30 protein-coding genes are annotated in these 24,740 nt (G+C 69.7%); 24 read left to right on the forward strand and 6 right to left on the reverse strand.

All coding sequences use genetic code 11. The features are described from left to right. From rpsE to truA, 13 genes are all read left to right on the forward strand, one after another. On the forward strand, positions 1-606 hold the full coding sequence (gene rpsE, locus RFN52_RS24415) for a 30S ribosomal protein S5 (RefSeq protein WP_009190144.1): 606 nt from the start codon (positions 1-3) through the stop codon (positions 604-606). 2 nt (positions 607-608) lie between these two features. Beyond that, positions 609-791, forward strand: coding sequence for a 50S ribosomal protein L30 (gene rpmD, locus RFN52_RS24420; protein WP_003974250.1), 183 nt, complete (start codon positions 609-611; stop codon positions 789-791). A gap of 2 nt (positions 792-793) precedes the next feature. Continuing rightward, on the forward strand, positions 794-1,249 hold the full coding sequence (gene rplO, locus RFN52_RS24425) for a 50S ribosomal protein L15 (RefSeq protein ID WP_030839644.1): 456 nt from the start codon (positions 794-796) through the stop codon (positions 1,247-1,249). A gap of 234 nt (positions 1,250-1,483) precedes the next feature. Next, positions 1,484-2,797, forward strand: a complete 1,314-nt coding sequence (gene secY / locus RFN52_RS24430) for a preprotein translocase subunit SecY (RefSeq protein WP_184849011.1) — start codon at positions 1,484-1,486, stop codon at positions 2,795-2,797. Next, positions 2,797-3,459, forward strand: a complete 663-nt coding sequence (locus tag RFN52_RS24435; protein ID WP_184849013.1) for an adenylate kinase — start codon at positions 2,797-2,799, stop codon at positions 3,457-3,459. The genes secY and RFN52_RS24435 overlap by 1 nt, the downstream gene beginning before the upstream one ends. A gap of 132 nt (positions 3,460-3,591) precedes the next feature. Beyond that, positions 3,592-4,428 (forward strand): type I methionyl aminopeptidase, encoded by an 837-nt coding sequence (gene map, locus RFN52_RS24440; RefSeq protein WP_184849015.1) that lies wholly within the window; start codon positions 3,592-3,594, stop codon positions 4,426-4,428. A 232-nt stretch (positions 4,429-4,660) separates the two neighbouring features. Next, positions 4,661-4,882 (forward strand): translation initiation factor IF-1, encoded by a 222-nt coding sequence (gene infA, locus RFN52_RS24445; protein ID WP_003948620.1) that lies wholly within the window; start codon positions 4,661-4,663, stop codon positions 4,880-4,882. Positions 4,883-4,941: 59 nt separating this feature from the next. After that, positions 4,942-5,055, forward strand: coding sequence for a 50S ribosomal protein L36 (gene rpmJ, locus RFN52_RS24450; protein WP_003974245.1), 114 nt, complete (start codon positions 4,942-4,944; stop codon positions 5,053-5,055). A gap of 194 nt (positions 5,056-5,249) precedes the next feature. Continuing rightward, positions 5,250-5,630, forward strand: a complete 381-nt coding sequence (gene rpsM / locus RFN52_RS24455) for a 30S ribosomal protein S13 (protein WP_004984507.1) — start codon at positions 5,250-5,252, stop codon at positions 5,628-5,630. A 64-nt stretch (positions 5,631-5,694) separates the two neighbouring features. Further along, positions 5,695-6,099: a 30S ribosomal protein S11 gene (gene rpsK / locus RFN52_RS24460; RefSeq protein ID WP_003956432.1), complete on the forward strand. Its 405-nt coding sequence runs from the start codon at positions 5,695-5,697 to the stop codon at positions 6,097-6,099. Positions 6,100-6,263: 164 nt separating this feature from the next. Further along, on the forward strand, positions 6,264-7,286 hold the full coding sequence (locus RFN52_RS24465; protein ID WP_003966937.1) for a DNA-directed RNA polymerase subunit alpha: 1,023 nt from the start codon (positions 6,264-6,266) through the stop codon (positions 7,284-7,286). 170 nt (positions 7,287-7,456) lie between these two features. Next, positions 7,457-7,942, forward strand: a complete 486-nt coding sequence (rplQ, locus tag RFN52_RS24470; protein WP_184849017.1) for a 50S ribosomal protein L17 — start codon at positions 7,457-7,459, stop codon at positions 7,940-7,942. A gap of 72 nt (positions 7,943-8,014) precedes the next feature. Further along, a complete protein-coding gene (truA, locus tag RFN52_RS24475; protein ID WP_184849019.1) occupies positions 8,015-8,869 on the forward strand; it encodes a tRNA pseudouridine(38-40) synthase TruA in 855 nt (284 codons plus the stop codon). Positions 8,870-8,876: 7 nt separating this feature from the next. On the opposite strand, the gene RFN52_RS24480 is transcribed toward truA, so the two are convergent. Beyond that, a complete protein-coding gene (locus RFN52_RS24480) occupies positions 8,877-9,746 on the reverse strand; it encodes a hypothetical protein (RefSeq protein ID WP_184849020.1) in 870 nt (289 codons plus the stop codon). Between the two features lie 74 nt (positions 9,747-9,820). Here RFN52_RS24480 and RFN52_RS24485 point away from each other — a divergent pair, with 74 nt between their 5' ends. The 4 genes from RFN52_RS24485 to glmM all read left to right on the forward strand — a co-directional run bounded on the left by RFN52_RS24485 (position 9,821) and on the right by glmM (position 12,874). Further along, a complete protein-coding gene (locus tag RFN52_RS24485; RefSeq protein ID WP_184849022.1) occupies positions 9,821-10,132 on the forward strand; it encodes a hypothetical protein in 312 nt (103 codons plus the stop codon). A 217-nt stretch (positions 10,133-10,349) separates the two neighbouring features. After that, a complete protein-coding gene (gene rplM, locus RFN52_RS24490) occupies positions 10,350-10,793 on the forward strand; it encodes a 50S ribosomal protein L13 (RefSeq protein WP_010036634.1) in 444 nt (147 codons plus the stop codon). 42 nt (positions 10,794-10,835) lie between these two features. After that, the gene (rpsI, locus tag RFN52_RS24495; protein WP_184849023.1) at positions 10,836-11,348 is read left to right on the forward strand and encodes a 30S ribosomal protein S9; all 513 of its coding nucleotides are present in this window, start codon (positions 10,836-10,838) and stop codon (positions 11,346-11,348) included. Positions 11,349-11,515: 167 nt separating this feature from the next. Beyond that, positions 11,516-12,874 (forward strand): phosphoglucosamine mutase, encoded by a 1,359-nt coding sequence (gene glmM, locus RFN52_RS24500; RefSeq protein ID WP_184849025.1) that lies wholly within the window; start codon positions 11,516-11,518, stop codon positions 12,872-12,874. Positions 12,875-12,970: 96 nt separating this feature from the next. Here the strand turns inward: glmM and RFN52_RS24505 are convergent, their stop codons facing one another. Both RFN52_RS24505 and coaA read right to left on the reverse strand, forming a co-directional pair. Beyond that, positions 12,971-13,903 carry a DUF389 domain-containing protein gene (locus tag RFN52_RS24505; protein WP_184854016.1) on the reverse strand — a complete coding sequence of 311 codons (933 nt, stop codon included), beginning with the start codon at positions 13,901-13,903 and terminating at the stop codon, positions 12,971-12,973. Between the two features lie 31 nt (positions 13,904-13,934). Beyond that, the gene (coaA, locus tag RFN52_RS24510; protein WP_184854017.1) at positions 13,935-14,903 is read right to left on the reverse strand and encodes a type I pantothenate kinase; all 969 of its coding nucleotides are present in this window, start codon (positions 14,901-14,903) and stop codon (positions 13,935-13,937) included. A 191-nt stretch (positions 14,904-15,094) separates the two neighbouring features. On the opposite strand from coaA, the gene RFN52_RS24515 reads away from it, so the two are divergent. The 3 genes from RFN52_RS24515 to glmS all read left to right on the forward strand — a co-directional run bounded on the left by RFN52_RS24515 (position 15,095) and on the right by glmS (position 18,857). Continuing rightward, entirely contained in the window at positions 15,095-16,102 is a 1,008-nt protein-coding gene (locus RFN52_RS24515) for an ATP-binding cassette domain-containing protein (protein ID WP_184849026.1), read from the forward strand. Beyond that, the gene (locus tag RFN52_RS24520) at positions 16,099-16,914 is read left to right on the forward strand and encodes an ABC transporter permease (protein ID WP_184849028.1); all 816 of its coding nucleotides are present in this window, start codon (positions 16,099-16,101) and stop codon (positions 16,912-16,914) included. Before RFN52_RS24515 ends, RFN52_RS24520 begins: the two co-directional genes overlap by 4 nt. Positions 16,915-17,009: 95 nt before the next feature. Beyond that, positions 17,010-18,857 carry a glutamine--fructose-6-phosphate transaminase (isomerizing) gene (gene glmS, locus RFN52_RS24525; RefSeq protein ID WP_184849030.1) on the forward strand — a complete coding sequence of 616 codons (1,848 nt, stop codon included), beginning with the start codon at positions 17,010-17,012 and terminating at the stop codon, positions 18,855-18,857. 91 nt (positions 18,858-18,948) lie between these two features. Here the strand turns inward: glmS and RFN52_RS24530 are convergent, their stop codons facing one another. Then, the gene (locus RFN52_RS24530) at positions 18,949-19,308 is read right to left on the reverse strand and encodes a hypothetical protein (RefSeq protein ID WP_311241045.1); all 360 of its coding nucleotides are present in this window, start codon (positions 19,306-19,308) and stop codon (positions 18,949-18,951) included. A 153-nt stretch (positions 19,309-19,461) separates the two neighbouring features. Here RFN52_RS24530 and RFN52_RS24535 point away from each other — a divergent pair, with 153 nt between their 5' ends. Further along, positions 19,462-19,833 (forward strand): holo-ACP synthase, encoded by a 372-nt coding sequence (locus RFN52_RS24535; RefSeq protein WP_184849033.1) that lies wholly within the window; start codon positions 19,462-19,464, stop codon positions 19,831-19,833. A gap of 29 nt (positions 19,834-19,862) precedes the next feature. Here RFN52_RS24535 and RFN52_RS24540 read toward each other — a convergent pair whose 3' ends face one another. Next, a complete protein-coding gene (locus RFN52_RS24540) occupies positions 19,863-20,135 on the reverse strand; it encodes a hypothetical protein (RefSeq protein ID WP_184849035.1) in 273 nt (90 codons plus the stop codon). A 126-nt stretch (positions 20,136-20,261) separates the two neighbouring features. Continuing rightward, complete coding sequence (locus RFN52_RS24545; RefSeq protein WP_184849037.1) at positions 20,262-21,416, reverse strand: right-handed parallel beta-helix repeat-containing protein; 1,155 nt, start codon at positions 21,414-21,416, stop codon at positions 20,262-20,264. Positions 21,417-21,583: 167 nt separating this feature from the next. On the opposite strand from RFN52_RS24545, the gene RFN52_RS24550 reads away from it, so the two are divergent. The 3 genes from RFN52_RS24550 (at position 21,584) to alr (ending at position 24,728) form a co-directional block, all read left to right on the forward strand. After that, positions 21,584-23,014: an NAD(P)H-hydrate dehydratase gene (locus RFN52_RS24550; protein WP_184849039.1), complete on the forward strand. Its 1,431-nt coding sequence runs from the start codon at positions 21,584-21,586 to the stop codon at positions 23,012-23,014. Between the two features lie 371 nt (positions 23,015-23,385). After that, positions 23,386-23,523 (forward strand): hypothetical protein, encoded by a 138-nt coding sequence (locus RFN52_RS24555; protein ID WP_373308503.1) that lies wholly within the window; start codon positions 23,386-23,388, stop codon positions 23,521-23,523. A gap of 38 nt (positions 23,524-23,561) precedes the next feature. Beyond that, positions 23,562-24,728 carry an alanine racemase gene (alr, locus tag RFN52_RS24560; protein WP_184849041.1) on the forward strand — a complete coding sequence of 389 codons (1,167 nt, stop codon included), beginning with the start codon at positions 23,562-23,564 and terminating at the stop codon, positions 24,726-24,728. Positions 24,729-24,740 lie beyond the last annotated feature (12 nt).

A 24,740-nucleotide genomic window follows, 5' to 3' on the forward strand; every position in this document is an offset into this window, starting at 1 on the left:
ATGGCTGGACCCCAGCGCCGCGGTGGCGGTGCCGGTGGCGGCGAGCGGCGGGACCGGAAGGGCCGTGACGGCGGCGCTGCTGCCGCCGAGAAGACCGCGTACGTTGAGCGCGTTGTCGCGATCAACCGCGTCGCCAAGGTTGTGAAGGGTGGTCGTCGCTTCAGCTTCACCGCGCTGGTCGTGGTGGGCGACGGTGACGGCACCGTGGGTGTCGGATACGGCAAGGCCAAGGAGGTGCCGGCCGCCATCGCCAAGGGCGTTGAGGAGGCCAAGAAGCACTTCTTCAAGGTCCCCCGCATCCAGGGCACCATCCCGCACCCCATCCAGGGTGAGAAGGCTGCCGGCGTCGTGCTCCTGAAGCCCGCGTCGCCCGGTACCGGTGTTATCGCCGGTGGTCCGGTGCGTGCCGTGCTCGAGTGCGCCGGTATCCACGACGTGCTGTCGAAGTCGCTCGGCTCCGACAACGCGATCAACATCGTGCACGCGACCGTGGAGGCCCTGAAGGGTCTGCAGCGTCCCGAGGAGATCGCGGCCCGCCGTGGTCTGCCGCTCGAGGACGTCGCCCCCGCGGCTCTTCTCCGTGCGCGTGCCGGGGCGGGTGCGTAATCATGGCGCAGCTCAAGATTACGCAGGTCAAGTCCTACATCGGCAGCAAGCAGAACCACCGTGACACCCTGCGTTCCCTTGGTCTCAAGGGCATCAACACGCAGGTCGTCAAGGAGGATCGTCCCGAGTTCCGCGGCATGGTGCACACCGTCCGCCACCTCGTGACGGTCGAGGAGGTCGACTGATCATGGCGGAGCAGAACCCGCTCAAGATCCACAACCTCCGTCCCGCCCCGGGCGCCAAGACCGCCAAGACCCGTGTCGGTCGTGGTGAGGCGTCGAAGGGTAAGACGGCCGGTCGTGGTACCAAGGGCACGAAGGCCCGTTACCAGGTTCCGGAGCGCTTCGAGGGTGGCCAGATGCCCCTCCACATGCGTCTCCCGAAGCTGAAGGGCTTCAAGAACCCGTTCAAGACCGAGTTCCAGGTCGTGAACCTCGACAAGCTGGCCGCGCTCTACCCCGAGGGTGGCGAGGTCACCGTCGAGGGTCTGGTGGCCAAGGGGGCCGTTCGCAAGAACAGCCTCGTCAAGGTCCTCGGCCAGGGCGAGATCTCCGTGGCGCTGCAGGTGACGGTCGACGCCGTCTCCGGCTCCGCCAAGGAGAAGATCACCGCCGCCGGCGGTTCCGTCACCGAGCTCGTCTGAACACCACAGGCGTCTCGATGACCTGAGCGATCCCGACCGGGGATACCCCACAAATGGGGTATCCCCGGTTGGTCGTTCCTAGGGCGGCAGCTCGCCGGTAAGGTGGCCTGCACTGCCCACTTTTCACTGGGTGCTTCACTTCGGGCACTCTCAGCGGCAGTTGACCGTTACCTATTCGTCGAACCTCAAGACCGTCACCCTTGACGCAGTTGCGCGGGGGTCGCAGGAGGCACCGTGCTCACCGCGTTCGCCCGGGCGTTCAAGACGCCCGACCTGCGCAAGAAGCTGCTCTTCACGCTCGGCATCATCGTGGTCTACCGGGTCGGTACACACATCCCGATCCCAGGCGTCGACTACCGGAACGTCCAGACCTGTATCGATAACGCCGAGGCCAACCAGGGCATCTTCGGCCTGGTCAACATGTTCAGCGGCGGCGCGCTGCTGCAGATCACGATCTTCGCGCTGGGCATCATGCCGTACATCACGGCGAGCATCATTCTGCAGCTGCTGACCGTGGTGATCCCGCGCCTGGAAGCCCTGAAGAAGGAGGGCCAGGCCGGTACGGCGAAGATCACGCAGTACACCCGTTACCTGACGATCGCCCTCGCCATCCTTCAGGGCACCGGCCTCGTCGCCACCGCCCGCAGCGGCGCTCTGTTCCAGGGCTGCCCGGTGGCCAGCCAGATCGTCCCCGACCAGTCGATCTTCGTCACCATCACCATGGTCATCACCATGACCGCCGGTACGGCGGCCGTGATGTGGCTCGGCGAGCTCATCACCGACCGCGGCATCGGCAACGGCATGTCGATCCTGATGTTCATCTCGATCGCCGCCACCTTCCCGTCCGCGCTGTGGGCCATCAAGCAGGAGGGCTCCCTGGCCGGCGGCTGGATCGAGTTCGGCACGGTCATCCTGGTCGGCTTCGCCATGGTCGGCCTGGTGGTCTTCGTCGAGCAGGCCCAGCGCCGCATCCCGGTCCAGTACGCCAAGCGCATGATCGGCCGTCGTTCCTACGGCGGTACGTCCACCTACATCCCGCTCAAGGTGAACCAGGCGGGTGTGATCCCCGTCATCTTCGCCTCGTCGCTGCTCTACATCCCGGCGCTGATCGCTCAGTTCGCGGGAGGCACGTCGGGCTGGAAGACCTGGATCGAGCAACACTTCGTCAAGGGCGACCACCCGTACTACATCATTACGTACTTCCTGCTGATCGTCTTCTTCGCGTTCTTCTATGTGGCGATCTCCTTCAACCCCGAGGAAGTCGCCGACAACATGAAGAAGTATGGTGGCTTCATCCCGGGCATCCGGGCTGGCCGACCGACCGCTGAGTACCTGAGCTACGTACTCAACCGGATCACCTGGCCGGGTTCGCTGTACTTGGGACTGATCGCTCTCGTGCCGACGATGGCGTTGGCAGGTTTCGGGGCAAACCAGAACTTCCCGTTCGGCGGGACCAGCATCCTGATCATCGTGGGTGTCGGTCTCGAGACCGTGAAGCAGATCGAGAGCCAGCTCCAGCAGCGCAATTACGAAGGGTTCCTCCGCTGATGCGTATCGTCCTCGTCGGGCCGCCGGGCGCCGGTAAGGGAACGCAGGCCGCGTTCCTGGCCATGAACCTGTCGATCCCGCACATCTCCACGGGCGACCTGTTCCGGGCCAACATCAGCCGGCAGACGGAACTCGGCAAACTGGCGAAGTCCTACATGGACGCGGGCAATCTCGTGCCCGACGAGGTCACCATCGCCATGGCGAAGGACCGCATGGAGCAGCCGGACGCCGAGAACGGTTTCCTGCTGGACGGCTTCCCCCGCAACGTGTCGCAGGCCGAGGCGCTCGACGAGCTCCTCGAGACCGAGAGCATGCAGCTCGACGCGGTGCTGGACCTGGAGGTCCCCGAGGACGAGGTGGTCAAGCGGATCGCCGGCCGCCGCATCTGCCGTAACGACTCCGCCCACGTCTTCCACGTGACGTACAAGCAGCCGGCCAAGGACGGCGTCTGCGACGTCTGCGGCGGTGAGCTGTACCAGCGCAACGACGACTCCGAGGAGACGGTCCGGACGCGCCTGGAGGTCTACCACACCCAGACCGAGCCGATCATCGACTACTACAAGGCCCAGGGCCTGGTGGTCACGATCTCGGCGCTCGGCAAGGTCGAGGACGTCACGACTCGCGCCATGGAGGCGCTGAAGCGTGGCGAGGGCGACAAGTAGTCGTCCGTACGCAGCTACGGCCGCGGTTCCCCTCGGGGAGCCGCGGCTGCTGTGTGGGTGGGGCCGGTCGCGCGGCCCCGTATCGTTGAAGGCGTTCATCGTCGCCGAAGGTCCAGAAAGGCCGTAGCTCCCATGGTGCAGATCAAAAGCCCCGAGCAGATCGCCAAGATGCGTGAGGCGGGGCTGGTCGTCGCCGCCATTCACGCGGCGACCCGTGAGGCCGCCGTACCCGGGGCCACGACGAAGGATCTGGACCAGGTCGCCCGCAAGGTGCTCGCCGAGCACAACGCCAAGCCGAACTTCCTCGGCTACGGCGGCTTCCCGGCGACGATCTGCACGTCGGTGAACGAGGTCGTCGTCCACGGCATCCCGTCCGACGACGTCGTCCTCAAGGACGGGGACGTCATCTCCATCGACTGCGGCGCGATCATCGACGGCTGGCACGGCGACGCGGCCTTCACGGCCTTCGTCGGGTCCGGTCACTCCCCGGAGCTGGTCGAGCTCTCGCGGGTGACCGAGGAGTCGATGTGGGCCGGCATCGCCGCGATGAAGCAGGGTAACCGCCTGGTCGACGTCTCCCGGGCCATCGAGACGTACATCCGCCGCCAGCCCAAGCCGGGCGGCGGCAAGTACGGGATCATCGAGGACTACGGCGGGCACGGCATCGGCACCGAGATGCACATGGACCCGCACCTGCTGAACTACGTCGACCGGCGGCGCGGCAAGGGCCCGAAGCTGGTGCCCGGCTTCTGCCTCGCGATCGAGCCGATGGTGTCGCTGGGGACGCCGAAGACGGAGGTCCTGTCGGACGACTGGACCGTCATTACGACTGACGGCACCTGGTCGTCCCACTGGGAGCACTCCGTTGCTCTGACGGAAGAGGGGCCGTTGGTGCTGACGGCTCCCGACGGTGGGAAGGCGAAGCTGGCGGAGCTTGGCGTTGTCGCTGCTCCGGACCCGCTGGGCTGAGCGCCTGCCGGAGCGGGTGGCCCTGTGGGGCGGCTGCGGGTGCATCGTGGCTTGGCGCGCAGTTCCCCACGCCCCCTGGGCGCGCGCTTAAAGCTGTCCGCGCCGGGGCAGACTCTCTCGATTCGTGTTTCCGAGAGCCCTGACGTAGACTGACTCGTCGGCTCTTGTGTACCCGCATGCCTGCATGCGCCCGCACAGAGTCGATCAAGGTAGTCGATTCGAAGGGCGAAGCGTGGCCAAGAAGCAAGGTGCCATCGAGATCGAGGGCACTGTCGTCGAGTCTCTTCCGAACGCCATGTTCAAGGTCGAGCTCCAGAACGGCCACCAGGTCCTGGCACACATCAGCGGCAAGATGCGCATGCACTACATCCGCATCCTCCCTGACGACCGGGTCGTGGTGGAGCTGTCTCCGTACGACCTGACCCGTGGCCGGATCGTCTACCGCTACAAGTAGATCTTGCCCGCATCCCGCTTCCGGCGGGGTGGTGGCACTGACCCGGAGAACCTCACCTAATGAAGGTCAAGCCGAGCGTCAAGAAGATCTGCGACAAGTGCAGGGTGATCCGCCGTCACGGCCGGGTCATGGTCATCTGCGACAACCCGCGCCACAAGCAGCGCCAGGGCTGACGCACGACCGATCCCTCTGCATCCATCGCAGAGATTCGCGCGACGCAAGCTGAATATGTTCATACGCAGGACCCAGGGGAACGAGCGTTCGCCTGACACCCCCGGTTCGGAGGCTGGGGACTCAGTTCGTACCTGGTACGGCGGCTGGGAGTCGGTTCTGCGGAAGACCTCCGACAAGTAACTGGAGCCATTGAATGGCACGCGTTTCCGGTGTTGACATCCCGCGCGAAAAGCGCGTGGAGATCGCCCTCACCTACGTGTTCGGCATCGGCCGGACTCTCTCCCAGCAGACGCTGGCCGCCACCGGCGTGGACCCGAACACCCGTGTTCGGGACCTCTCCGAGGAGCAGCTGGTCGCGATCCGCGAGTACGTCGACAACAACATCAAGACCGAGGGTGACCTCCGTCGCGAGATCCAGGCCGACATCCGCCGCAAGGTCGAGATCGGTACCTACCAGGGTCTGCGTCACCGTCGTGGTCTGCCCGTCCGCGGTCAGCGCACCAGCACCAACGCTCGTACCCGCAAGGGTCCGCGTCGCGCCATCGCCGGCAAGAAGAAGCCGGGCAAGAAGTAGTCCACAGCGGACGCCTGTCCACGGTCTTCGCTGTAGGACCGACCACCTCCCGTAGGAGTAATAGATGCCCCCCAAGGGTCGTCAGGGCGCTGCCAAGAAGGTGCGCCGCAAGGAAAAGAAGAACGTCGCTCACGGCCACGCGCACATCAAGAGCACGTTCAACAACACGATCGTCTCGATCACGGACCCGTCCGGCAACGTGATCTCCTGGGCCTCCGCCGGCCACGTCGGCTTCAAGGGCTCCCGGAAGTCCACGCCGTTCGCCGCGCAGATGGCCGCCGAGTCGGCTGCCCGCCGCGCCCAGGAGCACGGCATGCGCAAGGTCGACGTCTTCGTCAAGGGCCCGGGCTCCGGTCGTGAGACCGCGATCCGCTCCCTGCAGGCCACCGGCCTGGAGGTCGGCTCGATCCAGGACGTCACGCCGACCCCGCACAACGGCTGCCGTCCGCCCAAGCGCCGCCGCGTCTGACCCCTCGGGGCAGATGTACGGCCGCTTGTCGGTCTGAGGTTTTCGGGCGGTATGGCTCTTCGGAGCCATATCGCCCGTACCCTTGTAACTGCAACACATATCGGGCTGCCGCCCGGTGGCAAGGGCATCAAATAGTGGGTGCCCCTGACTGAAGGACTCACCACATGCTGATCGCTCAGCGTCCCTCGTTGACCGAAGAGGTCGTCGACGAATTCCGCTCCCGGTTCGTGATCGAGCCGCTGGAGCCGGGCTTCGGTTACACCCTCGGCAACTCCCTGCGCCGGACCCTCCTCTCCTCGATCCCGGGTGCGGCGGTCACGTCCATCCGCATCGACGGCGTGCTGCACGAGTTCACCACCGTGCCGGGCGTCAAGGAGGACGTCACCGACCTGATCCTCAACATCAAGCAGCTGGTCGTCTCCTCGGAGCACGACGAGCCGGTCGTGATGTACCTGCGCAAGCAGGGCCCGGGTCTGGTCACCGCCGCCGACATCGCGCCCCCGGCCGGTGTCGAGGTGCACAACCCCGACCTCGTCCTCGCCACGCTCAACGGCAAGGGCAAGCTGGAGATGGAGCTCACGGTCGAGCGTGGCCGCGGTTACGTCTCCGCCGTGCAGAACAAGCAGGTCGGTCAGGAGATCGGGCGCATCCCGGTCGACTCGATCTACTCGCCGGTTCTCAAGGTCACGTACAAGGTCGAGGCCACGCGTGTCGAGCAGCGGACCGACTTCGACAAGCTGATCGTCGACGTCGAGACCAAGCAGGCCATGCGCCCGCGTGACGCCATGGCGTCCGCCGGTAAGACCCTGGTCGAGCTGTTCGGTCTCGCCCGCGAGCTGAACATCGACGCCGAGGGCATCGACATGGGCCCGTCCCCCACGGACGCCGCCCTGGCCGCCGATCTGGCGCTGCCGATCGAGGAGCTGGAGCTCACCGTTCGGTCGTACAACTGCCTCAAGCGCGAGGGCATCCACTCCGTGGGTGAGCTCGTGGCCCGTTCCGAGGCGGACCTGCTCGACATCCGCAACTTCGGTGCGAAGTCGATCGACGAGGTCAAGGCGAAGCTGGCGGGTATGGGCCTCGCGCTCAAGGACTCGCCTCCCGGGTTCGACCCGACCGCTGCGGCCGACGCCTTCGGTGCGGACGACGACGCGGACGCCGGGTTCGTGGAGACCGAGCAGTACTGATTCGGCTGCCGGCCCGTTGTGGCCGGTCGCGCAGTTCCCCGCGCCCCTGTGGGGGCGCGGATCCCTCCGGGCGCCAGAAAACGGCGCCCGGATCTCCGACAGGCGACCGCCTGCTCGGATACTGACCCCGGTACCTGATACGGCCGGGGCAGACACCTAGGAGAAGCACCATGCCGAAGCCCACCAAGGGTGCCCGTATGGGCGGCAGCGCCGCGCACGAGAAGCTGATGCTCGCGAACCTCGCGAAGTCGCTCTTCGAGCACGGCCGCATCACCACCACCGAGGCGAAGGCCCGCAAGCTGCGGCCGTACGCCGAGCGTCTGGTCACCAAGGCGAAGAAGGGCGACCTTCACAACCGCCGTCAGGTGCTCCAGGTCATCACGGACAAGAGCATCGTGCACACGCTCTTCACCGAGATCGGCCCGCGCTACGAGAACCGTCCGGGTGGCTACACCCGCATCACCAAGATCGGTAACCGCCGTGGCGACAACGCGCCCATGGCTGTCATCGAGCTGGTCGAGGCTCTGACGGTGGCGCAGGAGGCGACGGGCGAGGCCGAGGCCGCGACCAAGCGCGCCGCCAAGGACGCCGAGGCTGCCGAGGCTCAGGTCGACACGACCAAGGCCGAGGACGCCGAGGAGTCCAAGGACGCGTAAGCGTCTGCCGGGCGGGCCCGTTCCCTTTCACAGGGGACGGGCCCGCTTTTGTGTCGGTGAGAGGATCCTGGGGTGAGTGACGAAGTAGAGGCCGGCCACGTCCGGGTCCGGCTTGATCTGTCGTACGACGGGAGTGAGTTCTCCGGGTGGGCCAAGCAGGCCGGGGGGCGGCGGACCGTGCAGGGCGAGATCGAGGACGCCCTGCGGACCGTGACGCGGTCGCGGGAGACCTACGAGCTGACCGTCGCGGGGCGTACCGATGCGGGCGTGCACGCGCGCGGGCAGGTCGCTCACGTGGACCTGCCGCGTGAGGTGTGGGCCGAGCACCACCAGAAGCTGCTGAAGCGGCTCGCCGGACGGCTCCCGCGGGACGTCCGGGTCTGGGCCCTCAGGGAGGCGCCGAGTGGCTTCAACGCCCGCTTCTCGGCGGTCTGGAGGCGGTACGCGTACCGGGTCACCGACAACCCCGGAGGCGTCGACCCGCTGCTGCGCGGCCATGTGCTGTGGCACGACTGGCCCCTCGACGTGGACGCCATGAACGAGGCGGCCCGGGGACTGATGGGCGAGCACGACTTCGCCGCGTACTGCAAGAAGCGCGAGGGCGCGACCACGATCCGCACGCTCCAGGAGCTGAGCCTGGTGCGGGGGGACGACGGGATCATCACCGCCACCGTGCGGGCCGATGCCTTCTGCCACAACATGGTGCGCTCGCTCATCGGGGCGCTTTTGTTCGTCGGGGACGGGCACCGGCCCGCCGAATGGCCGGGGAAGGTGCTGGCGGCCGGCGTACGGGACTCGGCCGTGCACGTCGTACGGCCGCACGGGCTGACGCTGGAGGAGGTCGGCTACCCGGCCGACGACCTGCTCGCCGCGCGCAGCAAGGAGGCGCGGAACAAGCGGTCGCTGCCATCGGCGGGCTGCTGCTGACGTCCGGCTATTCGTTGGCCGCGGCCGAGGCCTGGACCTCGCCGCGGCGCCGGATCTGGTCGAACGTGAACCGGGCCAGGTCGTCCCCGGTCTTGTAGACCGGGGTGTCCTTGGGCGTCACGTTCTTGCCGTTGGTGAAGCCGGCGTTGGTGAAGTAGGCGTAACGGCCGTAGGAGTTGGTGGTCGTGCGGCAGAACCCGGATTCGCAGAAGGGCTTCACGCCGCCGCCGGAGAGCGACTTCACGAAGCTCTTCTTGGTGCTCTGGCCCTTGGCCTTCACGGCCTGCGCCTCGGTGTCGAAGACGGCCACGCCCACCGTCACCGCCATGCCGTCCTTGACGTAGGTGGCGCGTATCAGGCGCGTGCAGTCGTTTGCCGTGAGGATCTTGGGGAGTGTGCCGCCGGCCGCGGAGCCGCAGTTGCGGGTGTCGGCGGTGGGGCCCTTCTTGTACAGCGTCCCGGCCTCGGTCAGCTGGGTGCCCGGGAAGAGGGTGTCCGGGCTGAGCGGGGCCTTGTCCTTCTTCGCGCTGGCGATGAAGTCCTTCGGGTCCAGCGGGGGAGGGGCGCTGGTCGGGGCGAAGGACGGGGCCGAGGCGGTCTGGCTCGGGATGTCGGCCGACGGCAGGGAGGCCGGGTTCCCCTGCTTGTCGCCGCCCGCCGAGACGACGGCCACCGCGACGGCGGTGCCGATCGCGACGGTGGCGAACGCCCCGCCGCCGATCAGCAGCAGCCGGCGTCGCTTGTTGCGGGCCTCTGAGGCTTCAGCGAGCGCCGCCCAGTCCGGCGACTGGCCGCCCCCGCTGTTCCAGGGCTGCTGCGACTGCGGTTTCCAGGGATCCCACTGGGACTGAGGTCCCCCCTGCTGCCCATAGCTCATGGGCCGCATCTTAGACGGGACAAGGGGTGTGCTGGTCCGCCCGGACGGGCTCTCCAGCCCCTAGCGTTCCTCTCATGCGCACGGGCAAAAACGACATCTCCGGGTGGTTGGGGCGAGTGCTGCCGGCGGTGGTGCTGCTGGGGTGTCTGCTGTCCTGGCCGGCCCTGGCGGCCGGGGTGTGGCCGTCGGTCGTGGTGGGGGCGCTGGGGGCGTGCCGTCGTCCGCGCGCCGGAGGATCCGTGGTGCGGTGGTGTGCGGCCCTCGCCGTGGACGTCGCCGTCTCGGCGGTGTTCCCGTACGTACGGCCGCTGCGGCGGCGGACGCTGCGGAGGGTCGTCACGCTCTGCGCCGTCCTGTACGTCTCCGTGACCGAGCGGCTTCGGTGATCCCGCGTTTTGACCCTTGTGGTGTACCCCGGTATTCTGCTTGTTCGTTGTGTATTGGCTTGCTCATTCTCACGGGACGGGCCCTTACACCGGTCCACCGGGCCGATGACCAGCGACCCCACGTACGCGGTATGCGTCGCCGCAGTGCGGTCCAGGCTGTCGTGATCGTTTCGGTGACCAGTTATGGACCATTCACTCGAAGCGAAGGCTACGAACCGTGCGTACGTACAGCCCCAAGCCCGGCGATGTGACGCGCCAGTGGCACGTCATCGACGCTCAGGACGTTGTCCTGGGCCGTCTCGCCACCACTGCCGCGACGCTCCTCCGGGGCAAGCACAAGCCGATCTACGCGCCGCACGTCGACGCTGGTGACTTCGTCATCATCATCAACGCCGACAAGGTGCACCTGTCCGGCAACAAGCGGACCCAGAAGATGGCGTACCGCCACTCCGGCTACCCGGGTGGTCTGCGCTCCGTCCGCTACGACGAGCTGCTGGACAAGAACCCCGAGAAGGCCATCGAGAAGGCCGTCAAGGGCATGCTCCCCAAGAACACGCTGGGCCGTCAGATGCTCTCGAAGCTGAAGGTCTACAAGGGTGACCAGCACCCGCACGGCGCGCAGCAGCCGCAGCCGTACGAGATCACCCAGGTCGCGCAGTAAGTCCGGCCACCCCCTAAGCCTGAAGAGAATCTGAGGAGAATCGTGGCCGAGACCACTGCCGAGCAGCCGCTCGAAGAAGTCGACATCGACAGCTACACCACCGAGTCCGAGGTCCCCGTCGAGGGTGAGTACACCTCGGAGTCCATGGCCTCCCGCTTCGGTGAGCCCCAGCCGGCCGCCGGCCTGGGCCGTCGCAAGAACGCCATCGCCCGCGTCCGGATCGTCCCGGGCACCGGCAAGTGGAAGATCAACGGTCGCACCCTTGAGGACTACTTCCCCAACAAGGTGCACCAGCAGGAAGTCAACGAGCCCTTCAAGGTGCTCGAGCTCGACGACCGCTACGACGTCGTCGCCCGCATCTCCGGTGGCGGTGTCTCCGGCCAGGCCGGTGCGCTCCGTCTCGGTGTCGCCCGTGCGCTGAACGAGGCGGACGTCGACAACAACCGCGGCCCGCTGAAGAAGGCCGGCTTCCTCAAGCGCGACGACCGTGCGGTCGAGCGCAAGAAGGCCGGTCTGAAGAAGGCCCGCAAGGCTCCGCAGTACAGCAAGCGCTAAACGCGACGCCCGTCCTGGCGACTGGCTTCGCAACGATCGCCCCGGCGGCACGGTTGTGCTGCCGGGGCGGTTTCGTTTACACAACCCCTACAGCCCCCGGACAGTCTCAGGGGGTGCACATCGGGGATGTGAGCCGCATTCTCTTCAGCAATTCGGAGGACACCACTGTGGGACGACTCTTCGGCACGGACGGCGTGCGCGGTGTCGCCAACGCGGATCTGACGGCGGAGATGGCCCTGGGCCTCTCCGTGGCCGCGGCACACGTACTGGCCGAGGCGGGCACGTTCGAGGGACACCGGCCGACCGCCGTGGTCGGGCGTGACCCCCGTGCGTCCGGGGAGTTCCTGGAAGCCGCCGTGGTCGCTGGTCTCGCCAGTGCCGGCGTGGACGTCCTGCGGGTCGGCGTGCTGCCGACGCCCGCCGTGGCGTACCTGACCGGGGAGCTCGGCGCCGACCTCGGTGTGATGCTCTCCGCCAGCCACAACGCCATGCCCGACAACGGCGTCAAGTTCTTCGCCCGCGGTGGGCACAAGCTCGCCGACGAGCTGGAGGACCGCATCGAGTCCGTCTACGAGGAGCACCGCACCGGCGCCCCGTGGGACCGGCCGACCGGGGCCGGAGTGGGCCGCGTACGCGCGTACGAGGAGGGCTCCGAGCGGTACGTCGCGCATCTGCTGAGCGCCCTGCCGAACCGGCTCGACGGGCTGAAGGTCGTCCTCGACGAGGCGCACGGCGCCGCCGCCCGGGTCTCGCCCGAGGTGTTCCAGCGGGCCGGTGCCGAGGTCGTCACGATCGGGGCCGAGCCGGACGGGCTCAACATCAACGACGGGTGCGGTTCGACGCACCTGGACAAGATCAAGGCCGCCGTCGTCGAGCACGGCGCCGACCTCGGCATCGCGCACGACGGCGACGCCGACCGGTGCCTCGCCGTCGACCACACCGGCGCGGAGGTGGACGGGGACCAGATCCTCGCCGTGCTCGCGCTGGCGATGCGGGAGCGGTCCGTGCTGCGGTCCGAGACGGTCGTCGCCACGGTGATGTCGAACCTCGGGTTCAAGCTCGCCATGGAGCGCGAGGGCATCCGGCTGGTGCAGACCGCCGTCGGCGACCGGTACGTGCTGGAGGAGATGAAGGAGCACGGGTTCGCCCTCGGGGGCGAGCAGTCCGGGCACGTGATCATCCTCGACCACGCGACGACCGGCGACGGGACGCTGACCGGGCTGCTGCTGGCGGCTCGGGTGGCTCAGAGCGGGCGTACGCTGGCGGATCTCGCCGGGGTCATGGAGCGGCTGCCGCAGGTGCTGATCAATGTGCCGGATGTCGACAGGACGCGGGTGGGGACGTCCGCGGAGCTGTCGGCGGCCGTTGCGGACGCGGAGCGGGAGCTCGGGGAGACCGGGCGGGTGCTGCTGCGGCCCTCCGGGACGGAGCCGTTGGTCCGGGTGATGGTCGAGGCGGCCGATATCGAGCAGGCTCGGTCTGTCGCGGGGCGGTTGGCCGATGCGGTGAAGTCGGCGCTCGGCTGATGACCGAGTAGGGGGTGGGGGGTTCCGCCGGGGACTGAGTGCGGCTTTCGCCGTGGTTGTTCGCGCAGTTCCCCGCGCCCCTGAGGAACGTCGCCCTCACGGCGCGTTCTTGGGCTGCCTGGACCAGAACCACTTCTGTGCCAGCAGCGTCAGCGTGCCCGCGACGATGATGCCCAGCAGGTTCAGCAGGAGCTGTTCCGTGGAGCCCCACGTCTGTTTCGTGTCGCCGTAGCTCAGGGCCACGGCCGCGTTCGCGGCGGCCGGGATCGTGGTGACCGAGATGGCCACGCCGACCAGGGCGCCCGACTTGGCCGAGGTCAGGGAGAGCGTGCCGGCGATGCCGGCCAGGACCGCCACGACGAAGGAGAACCAGTCCGGGGCGTAGATGAAGCCCGTGTTCGGACGGTCGGCCATGAGCTGCTCCTCGCTGAACAGGTCCACGGCGTCCATGAAGAGGCTGAAGGCGACCGTCACCGCCATCGCCGCCGCGAAGCCCACCAGCAGGGCGATCAATGAGCGCAGGGCGAGCCGGGGGCGGCGCCGGACGATCGCGGTGCTGAGGCCGGCGAGCGGGCCGAACTCCGGGCCCACGGCCATGGCACCGACGATCAGGATCGCGTTGTCCAGGACCACGCCACAGGCCGCGATCATCGTGGCGAGCGTGATGAAGGCCAGGTACGTGACCGAGAGGGTGGACTCCTCGTGCGTCGCGTCGGTCAGCTGCTCCCAGAGGACCGCGTCCGCGCCCTCGCCGGGCGCGTCGGCCTCGGCCTGGTCGGCCCGCTCGGACAGGGACAGGTCTATGGACTCGACCGCGATGGAGCCGGTGGTGTCGATGCCCAGTTCCCGCAGACCGGCGAGCAGTTCGTCGCCCGCCTCACGCGCGACGTCGCACATCACCACGTCCCCGGCGGGGTCGCGGGCGGCGCCCGGCAGCACGACGAGGTGGGTGGTGCCGACCGTCTTCTCGATCAGCAGGACCGCTTCGTCGGTCCGGTCGGACGGTGTGATCATGCGCAGGTGGAGCATGGCGCCCATCTAACCCGTCTTTCCCCTGCCGTCACAGTTTGCGCAGGCTGAGCCGCTGCACCGTGTGGTCCGGGCCCTTGCGCAGGACGAGGGTGGCCCGGCCGCGGGTGGGGGCGATGTTCTCCACCAGGTTGGGCCGGTTGATGGTGCGCCACATCGTCCGGGCGTAGTCGAGGGCCTCCTCCTCCGAGACCTGCGTGTACTTGCGGAAGTACGAGGAGGGGTTCTGGAAGGCGGTCGCGCGCAGCTTGCGGAAGCGGTTGAGGTACCAGGTCTCGATGTCCTCGACGCGGGCGTCGACGTACACGCTGAAGTCGAAGTAGTCGGCGAGACCGACGCGGGTGCGGCCGTCCTTGCCGGGCAGGGCCGGCTGGAGGACGTTCAGGCCTTCGACGATCAGGATGTCCGGGCGGCGGACCGTGAGCCTCTTGTCGGGGACGATGTCGTAGATCAGGTGGGAGTAGACGGGCGCGGTGACCTCGTCCTTGCCGGCCTTGATGTCGGCGACGAAGCGGGTCAGGGCGCGGCGGTCGTAGGACTCCGGGAAGCCCTTGCGGGACATCAGGCCGCGGGCCTGGAGCTCCTGGGTGGGGAGCAGGAAGCCGTCGGTGGTGACCAGCTCGACCCGCGGGTGCTCGGGCCAGCGGGAGAGCAGGGCCTGGAGGAGGCGGGCGACCGTCGACTTGCCCACGGCGACCGAACCGGCCACGCCTATGACGAACGGGGTGCCCGACTGGGAGCCCTTCTCGCCCAGGAACGTGTTCAGCGCGCCTCTGAGGCCGTCGGTGGCACCGACGTAGAGATTGAGCAGGCGGGAGAGCGGGAGGTAGATGTCGCGCACCTCGTCGAGGTCGATCACGTCGCCGAGACCGCGCAGCTTCTCGACCTCCTCGGCCGTCAGCGGCAGCGGCGTCTTGTCACGCAGCGCACTCCACTCGGTTCGGGTGAGGTCGACGTAGGGAGTCGCCTCCGGGCGGGGCCGGTGGGCGCTCCGGGGCATCGAGGAGACCGGAGAGATCACAGTCCATTGTTACGGGCGTACGAACGGATGGTGAGGTGGGATCCGTCACGCGAGGTGTTCGCCCGGCTTCCTCCTGAGAAAAGCTGGTGCGGGTGGAATGTCAGTGGTGTGCGTCACAGTTGTGGGAGAGGTGGGCTCGGTCCGGGGCCCACGAACGCCTGGGGGTACCCATGACGTACGCGATAGAGGCGGAAGGCCTGGTCAAGCGGTTCAAGGAGACCGAGGCGCTGGCCGGCGTCGACCTGGCGGCCCGCAAGGGCACGGTGCTCGGGCTGCTGGGCCCCAACGGTGCGGGGAAGACGACCGCGGTGCGGATCTTCGCGACACTGCTGCGCCCGGACCGGGGCAGGGCCCGGGTGGCCGGCCACGACGTGATCCGGGAGGCCGGGGTCGTACGCTCCCTCGTCGGGCTGACCGGGCAGTACGCGGCGGTCGACGAGAACCTGACCGGCACCGAGAACCTGCTGCTCATCGGCCGGTTGCTGGGTCTGCCGAGGCGGGAGGCGAAGGACCGGGCCGGGGAACTGCTGGAGCGGTTCCAGCTGACCCACGCGGCCGGGCGGGCCGCGAAGACCTTCTCGGGCGGCATGCGCAGGCGCCTGGACCTCGCGGCCAGCCTCGTCGGCCGGCCCAGCATCCTCTTCCTCGACGAGCCGACCACGGGTCTTGATCCGCACAGCCGCGGTGAGCTGTGGGACCTGCTGCGCGGCCTGGTCGCGGACGGCGCGACCGCCCTGCTGACCACGCAGTACCTGAACGAGGCCGATGTCCTCGCCGATGACATCGTGGTGATCGACAAGGGCCGCGTGATCGCCGAGGGCACACCGGACCAGTTGAAGGCGCAGGTCGGCGGCCAGGTGCTGGAGCTCAGGCCGATCGCCGGGCAGGACATCGCGCGGGCGCACGCGCTGGTGGCCGGGGCCGCAGGGCCGCAGGCCCGGATCGAGGGCGAGACGGTCACCGCCCCGGTGAAGGACCCCGAGCTGATGCCGACCGTCGTGCGCGCGCTGGACCGGGAGGGCATCGCCGTCGGGGAGCTGGCCCTGCGCCGCTCCTCGCTCGACGAGGTCTTCCTCTCCCTGACCGGCCACCGCGCCGAGCCGGGCGAGGCCGAGGAGGACGGCGGTGCGGCCGTTCGGGAGGACGAGGGGCTGGAGAAGGCGGTGAGCCGGTCATGACCGCCACCGCCACCACCCTCACCCCACCGGTCACCGCGTCGGGCCGGGTGCCGCCCCTCGCCGGGCTGCGGCAGACCTTCACGATGGCCTGGCGGAGCCTGGTCGCCGTCAAGCACAACCCGCTCGAACTGGTCGACTACAGCATCACGCCGATCATGTTCGTGTTCCTGTTCACCTATGTGCTGGGCGGGCAGATGGCCGGCTCGCCCGACGCGTACCTGAAGTACGCGCTGCCCGGGATCATCGTGCAGAACACCCTGTTCATGACGATGTACACGGCGATGGCCCTCAACACCGACCTCACCAAGGGCGTCTTCGACCGGCTGCGCAGCCTGCCCATCGCCCGCTCCGCCCCGCTCATCGGCCGGATCACCGCGGACCTCGCCAAGCACCTGTGGGCGCTGCTGCTGATGATCGGCCTCGGCCTGGCGCTCGGCTTCCGCATCACCGGCGGATTCGGCGGCTTCCTGCTCGGCACCCTGCTGGTGGTGGTGTTCGCCGCGGCCGTCTCCTGGAGCGCGGTGCTGATCGGGATGCTGGCCGGCGACGCCGAGAAGGTCCAGGCGTTCGCCTTCACGCTCATCTTCCCGATCACCTTCACCAGCAGCGCGTTCGTCGTCGTCGACACGATGCCCGGCTGGCTCCAGGCGTGGAGCGACGTCAATCCGGTGACCCACCTGTCGGATGCGTTCCGGGGGCTGCTGCTGGGCGGGGCGGTGGCGGAGCCGGTGCTGTGGTCGTTGGTGTGGGCGGCGGGCATCGCCCTGGTGTTCTATCCGCTGGCGATGCGGGCCTACCGGGCGAAGGTCTGAGGGGCCGCCGCAGGGGTCACGAAAGGCTGGATTATTTCCGAATCCGGGCACGCGGAAGGGGTTTTCCGGGAGCGTCGGCCCGTAGGCTGCGGCTCATGTGCGGAATCGTGGGATACGTGGGGCCGCAGTCGGCGCTCGATGTGGTGATGGCCGGGCTGAAGCGGCTGGAGTACCGGGGGTACGACTCGGCGGGCGTCGCCGTCCTGGCCGACGGCGGGCTGGCGGCGGCGAAGAAGGCCGGCAAGCTCCTCAACCTGGAGAAGGAACTGGACGGCAGACCGCTGCCGACCGGCGCCACGGGCATCGGGCACACCCGTTGGGCCACGCACGGCGGGCCGACGGACCCCAACGCCCACCCGCACATCGACAACGCGGGCCGGGTCGCGGTGGTGCACAACGGCATCATCGAGAACTTCGCCGAACTGCGGGCCGAGCTGGCGGAGCGCGGCCACGAGCTGGTCTCCGAGACGGACACCGAGGTCGTCGCGCATCTGCTCGCCGAGGAGTTCTCCTCCTGCGCGGATCTCGCCGAGGCGATGCGGCTGGTGTGCCGGCGGCTGGAGGGCGCGTTCACGCTGGTCGCGGTGCACGCCGACGAGCCGGACGTGGTGGTGGGCGCGCGGCGGAACTCGCCGCTGGTGGTCGGCGTCGGGGACGGCGAGGCCTTCCTCGCCTCGGACGTCGCCGCGTTCATCGCCCACACGCGCTCGGCGATCGAGCTCGGCCAGGACCAGGTGGTGGAGCTGCGCCGGGACGGCGTGACGGTGACCGGCTTCGACGGACGCCCGGCCGATGTGCGGTCCTACCACGTCGACTGGGACGCCTCGGCCGCGGAGAAGGGCGGCTACGACTACTTCATGCTCAAGGAGATCGCCGAGCAGCCCAAGGCGGTCGCCGACACGCTCCTGGGCCGCATCGACGGTTCCGGTTCGCTGACGCTGGACGAGGTGCGGATCCCCCCGGGGGTGCTGCGGGAGATCGACAAGGTCGTCATCGTCGCCTGCGGTACGGCCTTCCACGCCGGGATGATCGCCAAGTACGCCATCGAGCACTGGACGCGGCTGCCCTGCGAGGTGGAGCTGGCGAGCGAGTTCCGCTACCGGGACCCGATCCTGGACGCGCAGACGCTCGTCATCGCCATCTCCCAGTCCGGCGAGACCATGGACACGCTGATGGCGCTGCGGCACGCCCGTGAGCAGGGCTCCAAGGTGCTGGCGATCTGCAACACCAACGGTTCGACGATTCCCCGGGAGTCGGACGCGGTGCTGTACACGCACGCCGGGCCGGAGGTGGCCGTCGCCTCGACCAAGGCGTTCCTGACGCAGCTCGTGGCGTGCTACCTGGTCGCCCTGTACCTGGGCCAGGTGCGGGGGACGAAGTGGGGCGACGAGATCCGGGCGGTGATCCGCGACCTGTCCTCGATCGCCGGTGCGGTGGATCAGGTGCTGGTCACGATGGAGCCGGTGCGGGAGCTGGCACGCACGCTGGCCTCGAAGAAGACGGTGCTGTTCCTCGGTCGGCATGTGGGGTATCCGGTGGCGCTCGAAGGCGCGCTGAAGCTCAAGGAGCTTGCCTACATGCACGCGGAGGGGTTCGCGGCCGGGGAGCTGAAGCACGGGCCGATCGCCCTGATCGAGGAGGACCTGCCGGTGGTCGTGGTGGTGCCGTCGCCGCGTGGGCGCTCGGTGCTGCACGACAAGATCGTGTCCAACATCCAGGAGATCCGGGCGCGCGGTGCCCGGACGATCGTGATCGCGGAGGAGGGCGACGAGGCGGTCGTGCCGTACGCGGACCATCTGGTCCGGATTCCCGCCACGCCGACCCTGCTGCAGCCGCTCGTCGCGACGGTGCCGCTTCAGGTGTTCGCGTGCGAGCTGGCGACGGCCCGGGGGAACGAGGTGGACCAGCCGCGGAACCTGGCCAAGTCGGTGACGGTGGAGTGAGCGGCATTCCGGAGTGAGGGAGTGAGCAAGAGGGGCGAACGGCCTGTGCCCTTCGCCCCTCGTCAGCCGGTCAGGCCGTCAGGTGTTCGGCTCAGATGGGCAGGCAGGTCGCCGGGACCCAGCCTTCCTTGCTGGTGCTGTTGGGGCCGCCGAAGTACCACTTGTTGCTCGTCTTTCCGCAGGCCGTGTAGGTGCCGCCCTTGGTGGGCCCGCGGTCGCCGAAGCAGACCCCGCCCTTCTTGCCCTTGCCCCAGGTGCCGAGGGCCGTGGAGCTCGTCTTGGGCTGGCTGCGGAGGTTGACGGTCGCCTTGGGCTTCACGTTGGTCAGCGCGCTGCTGCAGTCCGGCTTCGTCGCCGCCGCGGCGGTGCCGGCGGTGGCGACGGTGCCGGTGAGGGCCGTGGCGAAGAGGGCTATGGCGGTGGCCGCGGTCCCCAGCGACATGAACTTCATGGTGTCCTCCCGTTTGCGTGCGATGCCGTTTGCTCATCGCGGTCAGCGCGAACTCTATAGCGGGCAGGTGAAGTTGAGGATCATGGGGTGGACCGGGCGGCCCATCGGACGCCGTTTCCGCCGGATCCCGCCCGTCACCGTAGGGTGCTGCCCATGAGCATCATCGGGGTCGGCATCGACGTTGCCGAGATCGAGCGGTTCGCGGCTTCACTGGAGCGCACGCCCGCGCTGGCCGGGCGGCTGTTCGTGGAGCGGGAGTTGCTGCTGCCGAGCGGGGAGCGGCGGGGGGCGGCCTCGCTCGCCGCGCGGTTCGCGGCCAAGGAGGCCCTGGCCAAGGCGCTCGGCGCTCCGCCCGGGCTGCTCTGGACCGACGTCGAGGTGTGTGTCGAGGGCAGCGGGCAGCCCCGGCTGCGGGTGACCGGGACGGTCGCCGCGCGGGCCGCCGAACTCGGCGTGCGGACCTGGCACGTGTCGCTGAGTCACGACGCGGGCGTCGCCTCGGCCGTGGTCATCGCCGAGGCGTGAGGCGCCCCCCCCAAGGGTGTCCGCAACCCCTAGGTCAGGCTCCAGAGCAGCGTGACCGTGCCGATGAAGCCGATCGCTCCCAGGGCCGTACCGACTGCCGCCGGCCACAGCCGGCCCGTGCCCCTGCGGGCGTAGTGGAGGCCCATCGCTCCGAAGGTCACCGCGAGTGCTCCGGCCAGTACCGTCCACGGGAACAGGAACGCCCAGGTGCCCACGGCCGAGAAGGCGCCGAGGACCAGGGCCGTGGGGCCAAGGGCGGTGGCGGGGCTGTCCTTGTCTCCGGGTGCTGTCGAGATGGTCATGTCTCGTCGATCCCCCTTTTTGAACGAGTTCAAAACACGGCTCGATCATACGCCTTTGACGCGTGGCCCGGGGGAAGGGCCCCGAAGCCCCCGCCGAGTGGGGTGGCGAGGGCTCCGGGAGCAGGGTCAGCAGACCGACTGGCTGGTGTTCACCCGCGTGATGTTGCGGAACGTCGTGTTCTCGCCGCACGGGCTCTCCCTGATGGCCGAGTTGGTGACCGTCAGGTTCTGGATGGTGATGTCCTTGTTGTTGGGGAACTCCGAGCGGGCCGCCAGGCGCAGTTCGCCGCCGCCCGTGATCGTGCCGCTCTGCGCCGCGAGGCTGACGTTGTAGCAGTTCTCGATCAGGACCGAGTTGTTGCCGGTGCCGGAGAGCGTCACCTTGTCGATGACGGCCCCGCCGCTCTCCGAGACGCAGAACACGCCGCGTCCGCCGCCCCGGGCGACGACCTCGCCGACGCGGATGTTGGTGGGGTAGCCGCTGCCGATCCGGCCGTTGCGGTTGGCCATGCGGAAGGCGGCGTAGCCGGTGCCCGTGCCGGCGTTCTCCGCGTCCACCTTGGTGACCCTGGCGTTGACGGTCTGATTGAGCAGCAGGCCCGACTCGCCGACGTTACGGGCCGTCACCGTGCCGATGGTGATGCCGTCGACGCCGTAGGTCTCGACCGCGTGACTGGACGCGCCGGAGACGTAGACGTTGTCGATGCGGACGTTGCGCGTCCACTGGCTGGTGTCGCCGCGGTTGTCGATGCGGACGCCCAGGCCGCGGGAGAGGCGCATGTCGATCTGGCCCAGCACCACGTTCTGGACGTTGCGCAGGAAGACGCCGTACAGCGGGGTGCCGGTGAGCTTGAGGTTCTGGACCTCGACGTCGCGGGTGCCGCGCGAGTAGACCGGCGCCTGGTCGCCCGAGCCGCTGCCGGTGACGTTGATCGTGCCGCAGACATCGAGGACGGTGTAGCTCGGCAGGGAGATGCGGGAGCCGGCCGAGACCGAACCCGAGCCGCGGACCACGACCCGTTCCTTCGCGGTGCGCCCGGCGGTGAGGCTGTTGACGGCCGCCTGGACGGCCGCGCGCATGTCGGTGCCGGTGTAGACCGTGCTGCCGCCGCGCCGGGCGGTCCAGTTGCCGCCGCTCTGCACGGCCTCGGCCTGGTAGGAGCCGTCTCCGCAGGCCAGTGCGCGTGTGGGGGCGGCCGTGGCGGGGGCGGTCAGGGTGCCGGCGGCGGTGAGGAGGGCGGTGGCACCGGCGGCGGCCAGTAATGCGGCTCTGCGTCCCATGGGGGGCCTCGGTTTCGTCGAACGTGGGGGTGTGTGCAAGCGCTTTCTGCGCGGCCGGGAGTCTGGCAAAGGGGCGGCAGAGCGTCAATGGATGCGACATGGTTCGCCGGTGTGGGGGAGGCGTGTGAGGGGGAGTGGGGCGGCGGTCCTGCGGGAAACTCGACCGCATGCGTACTGCGTACAGCGTGGAGACGGTCCGGAACGCCGAACGGGAGCTGATGGCGCGGCTGCCGGAGGGGGCGCTGATGCAACGCGCCGCCGCCGGGCTCGCCGCGGCCTGCGCCGACCTGCTGGGGCGGGTGTACGGCAGCAGGGTCGTGGCTCTGGTCGGCAGCGGCGACAACGGAGGTGACGCCCTGTACGCCGGGGCCCGGCTGGCCCGTCGGGGGGCCGGGGTCACGGCGGTGCTGCTCGCGCCGGAGCGGACGCACGCGGCGGGGCTCGCGGCGTTGCGGCGGGCCGGGGGGCGGGTCGCGGGGGCCGGTGACGGGGAGGCGCTGGTGGAGGGCGCGGACCTCGTCGTCGACGGGATCGTCGGGATCGGCGGGAAGGGCGGGCTGCGGCCGGAGGCGGTGCCGTTGGCCGCCGCGGCCCAGCGCTCGCGCGGGGCCGTCGTCGCGGTCGATCTGCCGAGCGGTGTCGACGCCGACACCGGGGAGGTGCACGGGGTCGCCGTACAGGCCGATCTGACCGTGACGTTCGGGACGCACAAGCCGGGGCTCCTGATCGATCCCGCCCGGGAGTACGCGGGGTCGGTACGGCTGGTCGACATCGGGCTGGAACTGCCCGCCGAACCGGAGCTGGAGGCGTTGCAGCACGAGGACGTGGCCCGGCTGCTGCCGGTGCCGCGGGCGGAGAGCGACAAGTACCGGCGGGGCGTGGTCGGGATCGCCGCCGGGTCGGCGCGGTATCCGGGGGCCGCTGTGCTGGCGGTGTCGGGCGCGCTGCGGGGCGGGGCCGGGGCCGTGCGGTACGTCGGGCCGGCCGGGGACGCCGTCATCGCGCGGTTTCCCGAGACGCTCGTGTCGGACCAGGGGCCGAAGCACGCAGGGCGGGTGCAGGCGTGGGTGGTCGGGCCGGGGGCCGGGGACGACGCGGCGACGGTCGCGGAGGTGCTGACCGTGGACGTGCCGGTGCTCATCGACGCGGACGGGCTGCGGCTGGCGGACGCGGAGGTCGTGCGGGGGCGGCGGGCGCCGACGCTGATGACGCCCCATGCGGGGGAGGCGGCGGCGCTGCTGGGCGTGGACCGGGGGGAGGTCGAGGGCGGTCGCCTGGCGGCGGTTCGGGAGCTGGCACGGCGGTACGGGGCGACCGTGCTGCTGAAGGGGTCCACGACGCTGGTGGCCGACTCGGGGGGCGGGGCGGTGCGGGTCAATCCGACGGGGACGGGGTGGCTGGCCACGGCCGGGAGCGGGGACGTGCTGTCCGGGCTGGGCGGGTCGTTGCTGGCGGCGGGGTTGTCGGCGGTGGATGCGGGGAGTGCCGGGGCGTATCTGCACGGGCTGGCTGGGCGGTTGGCGGCGGACGGGGCGCCGGTGGGGGCGCATGACGTGGCCGACGCGGTGCCGGGGGCTTGGCGGAATGTTGTGGGGTGAGGGGTGAGGGCTTAGGGGCGCGGGGGCGGGGAGCCGGGGGAGGGCTGATTGCGGGTGCGGGTGCGGGTGCGGGTGCGGGTGCGGGCCGGTGAGGGCCGTTGTGGGAGTGGGTCGCCCCCTCCGCCCCTTCCCGTCCCGACCCGGGGGCTGCCGCTCCCGCACCCCCGCTTTCGGTCTGAACGGCCTCGTCCTCAAGCGCCGGACGGGCTGGTGGGTGCGGCTGGTGTGTCCGGGTGACTTCTGCCGCGTGGCGGTCCCGGCCTGGACTGCGTCCCGTGCGCCCGCCCGCGTCCCTGCTTCGGTCTGGCGGCCGTGTCCTCAAGCGCCGGACGGGCTGGTGGGTGCGGCTCGTGTGTTCGGGTGACACGCCCATGCCCTGCTCCCAGTTCTTCATCGCGTTCGGCTCGGTGGGCTGCGTCGATCTCACCGTGAGCGACGCGCGGCGGCTGTGGGGCGTGCTGCGGAAGGGCGACCGGGTGTTGGTGTGGGGCCGGCGGCCGGGGACGTAGCGGACCTGCTGCCGGAGCCCTCTGAGACACTGGGCGCGATGAGCGAGAGAACAGCCCCGACCGCGCCCCTGCGGGCCCGGGCCGAGATCGACCTGGCCGCCCTGCGGGCCAATGTGCGGGCCCTGCGCGCCCATGCGCCGGGCGCGGCCGTGATGGCCGTGGTGAAGTCCGAGGCATACGGCCACGGGGCTGTGCCGTGCGCCCGCGCGGCCGTCGCCGCGGGGGCGACCTGGCTGGGCACGGCCACGCCGGAGGAGGCCCTGGCCCTGCGGGCCGCCGGGCTGCCGGGCCGCATCATGTGCTGGCTGTGGACGCCCGGCGGACCCTGGCGCGAGGCGATCGAAGCCGACCTGGACGTGTCCGTCAGCGGGATGTGGGCCCTGGCGGAGGTCGTCGGGGCGGCCAGGGGAGCCGAGCGGCCCGCCCGCGTGCAGCTCAAGGCCGACACCGGCCTCGGGCGGGGCGGCTGCCAGCCCGGCGAGGACTGGGCCGAACTGGTCCGGGAAGCGCTGCGGGCCGAGGCCGAGGGACTGCTGCGCGTCACGGGGCTGTGGTCGCACTTCGCCTGCGCCGACGAGCCCGGGCACCCCTCCATCGCCGACCAGCTCGGCGTGTTCCGGGAGATGGTCGCGTACGCCGAGGGGCAGGGCGTGCGGCCCGAGGTCCGTCACATCGCCAACTCGCCGGCCACCCTCACGCTCCCCGAGAGCCACTTCGACCTGGTCCGCACCGGCATCGCCACCTACGGCATCTCGCCCAGCCCCGAGCTGGGCACCCCGGCCGACTTCGGGCTGCGCCCGGTGATGACGCTGTCCGCCTCGCTGGCCCTGGTCAAGCACGTGCCGGGGGGCCACGGCGTCAGCTACGGCCACCGGTACGTGACCCCCGGCGCGACCACCCTCGGCCTGGTGCCGCTGGGCTACGCCGACGGCATCCCGCGGCACGCCTCCTCGGCCGGGCCGGTCCTGGTCGAGGGCAAGTGGCGCACGATCGCCGGGCGGGTCGCCATGGACCAGTTCGTGGTGGATCTGGGGGGCGACGAGCCCGCGGCGGGGGCCGAGGCGCTCCTGTTCGGGCCGGGGGATCGCGGAGAGCCCACGGCGGAGGACTGGGCCCAGGCGGCCGGAACCATCGCCTACGAGATCGTGACCCGGATCGGAACGCGTGTTCCTCGCGTCTATGTGAATGAGGAACGGGACGGGTAACTCGCACGGGGA

This window comes from Streptomyces collinus (assembly GCF_031348265.1).
Lineage (GTDB): Bacteria > Actinomycetota > Actinomycetes > Streptomycetales > Streptomycetaceae > Streptomyces > Streptomyces collinus.

What these genes read in the sequence shown, in the direction of transcription:
- rpsE (WP_009190144.1), top strand. Translation starts at nt 1, where the DNA reads ATGGCTGGACCCCAGCGCCGCGGTGGCGGTGCCGGTGGCGGCGAGCGG.
- rpmD (WP_003974250.1), top strand. Translation starts at nt 609, where the DNA reads ATGGCGCAGCTCAAGATTACGCAGGTCAAGTCCTACATCGGCAGCAAG.
- rplO (WP_030839644.1), top strand. Translation starts at nt 794, where the DNA reads ATGGCGGAGCAGAACCCGCTCAAGATCCACAACCTCCGTCCCGCCCCG.
- RFN52_RS24435 (WP_184849013.1), top strand. Translation starts at nt 2,797, where the DNA reads ATGCGTATCGTCCTCGTCGGGCCGCCGGGCGCCGGTAAGGGAACGCAG.
- map (WP_184849015.1), top strand. Translation starts at nt 3,592, where the DNA reads ATGGTGCAGATCAAAAGCCCCGAGCAGATCGCCAAGATGCGTGAGGCG.
- rpmJ (WP_003974245.1), top strand. Translation starts at nt 4,942, where the DNA reads ATGAAGGTCAAGCCGAGCGTCAAGAAGATCTGCGACAAGTGCAGGGTG.
- rpsM (WP_004984507.1), top strand. Translation starts at nt 5,250, where the DNA reads ATGGCACGCGTTTCCGGTGTTGACATCCCGCGCGAAAAGCGCGTGGAG.
- rpsK (WP_003956432.1), top strand. Translation starts at nt 5,695, where the DNA reads ATGCCCCCCAAGGGTCGTCAGGGCGCTGCCAAGAAGGTGCGCCGCAAG.
- RFN52_RS24465 (WP_003966937.1), top strand. Translation starts at nt 6,264, where the DNA reads ATGCTGATCGCTCAGCGTCCCTCGTTGACCGAAGAGGTCGTCGACGAA.
- rplQ (WP_184849017.1), top strand. Translation starts at nt 7,457, where the DNA reads ATGCCGAAGCCCACCAAGGGTGCCCGTATGGGCGGCAGCGCCGCGCAC.
- RFN52_RS24480 (WP_184849020.1), bottom strand. Translation starts at nt 9,746, where the DNA reads ATGAGCTATGGGCAGCAGGGGGGACCTCAGTCCCAGTGGGATCCCTGG.
- RFN52_RS24485 (WP_184849022.1), top strand. Translation starts at nt 9,821, where the DNA reads ATGCGCACGGGCAAAAACGACATCTCCGGGTGGTTGGGGCGAGTGCTG.
- RFN52_RS24505 (WP_184854016.1), bottom strand. Translation starts at nt 13,903, where the DNA reads ATGCTCCACCTGCGCATGATCACACCGTCCGACCGGACCGACGAAGCG.
- coaA (WP_184854017.1), bottom strand. Translation starts at nt 14,903, where the DNA reads ATGCCCCGGAGCGCCCACCGGCCCCGCCCGGAGGCGACTCCCTACGTC.
- RFN52_RS24515 (WP_184849026.1), top strand. Translation starts at nt 15,095, where the DNA reads ATGACGTACGCGATAGAGGCGGAAGGCCTGGTCAAGCGGTTCAAGGAG.
- RFN52_RS24520 (WP_184849028.1), top strand. Translation starts at nt 16,099, where the DNA reads ATGACCGCCACCGCCACCACCCTCACCCCACCGGTCACCGCGTCGGGC.
- glmS (WP_184849030.1), top strand. Translation starts at nt 17,010, where the DNA reads ATGTGCGGAATCGTGGGATACGTGGGGCCGCAGTCGGCGCTCGATGTG.
- RFN52_RS24530 (WP_311241045.1), bottom strand. Translation starts at nt 19,308, where the DNA reads ATGAAGTTCATGTCGCTGGGGACCGCGGCCACCGCCATAGCCCTCTTC.
- RFN52_RS24535 (WP_184849033.1), top strand. Translation starts at nt 19,462, where the DNA reads ATGAGCATCATCGGGGTCGGCATCGACGTTGCCGAGATCGAGCGGTTC.
- RFN52_RS24540 (WP_184849035.1), bottom strand. Translation starts at nt 20,135, where the DNA reads ATGACCATCTCGACAGCACCCGGAGACAAGGACAGCCCCGCCACCGCC.
- RFN52_RS24545 (WP_184849037.1), bottom strand. Translation starts at nt 21,416, where the DNA reads ATGGGACGCAGAGCCGCATTACTGGCCGCCGCCGGTGCCACCGCCCTC.
- RFN52_RS24550 (WP_184849039.1), top strand. Translation starts at nt 21,584, where the DNA reads ATGCGTACTGCGTACAGCGTGGAGACGGTCCGGAACGCCGAACGGGAG.
- RFN52_RS24555 (WP_373308503.1), top strand. Translation starts at nt 23,386, where the DNA reads ATGCCCTGCTCCCAGTTCTTCATCGCGTTCGGCTCGGTGGGCTGCGTC.
- alr (WP_184849041.1), top strand. Translation starts at nt 23,562, where the DNA reads ATGAGCGAGAGAACAGCCCCGACCGCGCCCCTGCGGGCCCGGGCCGAG.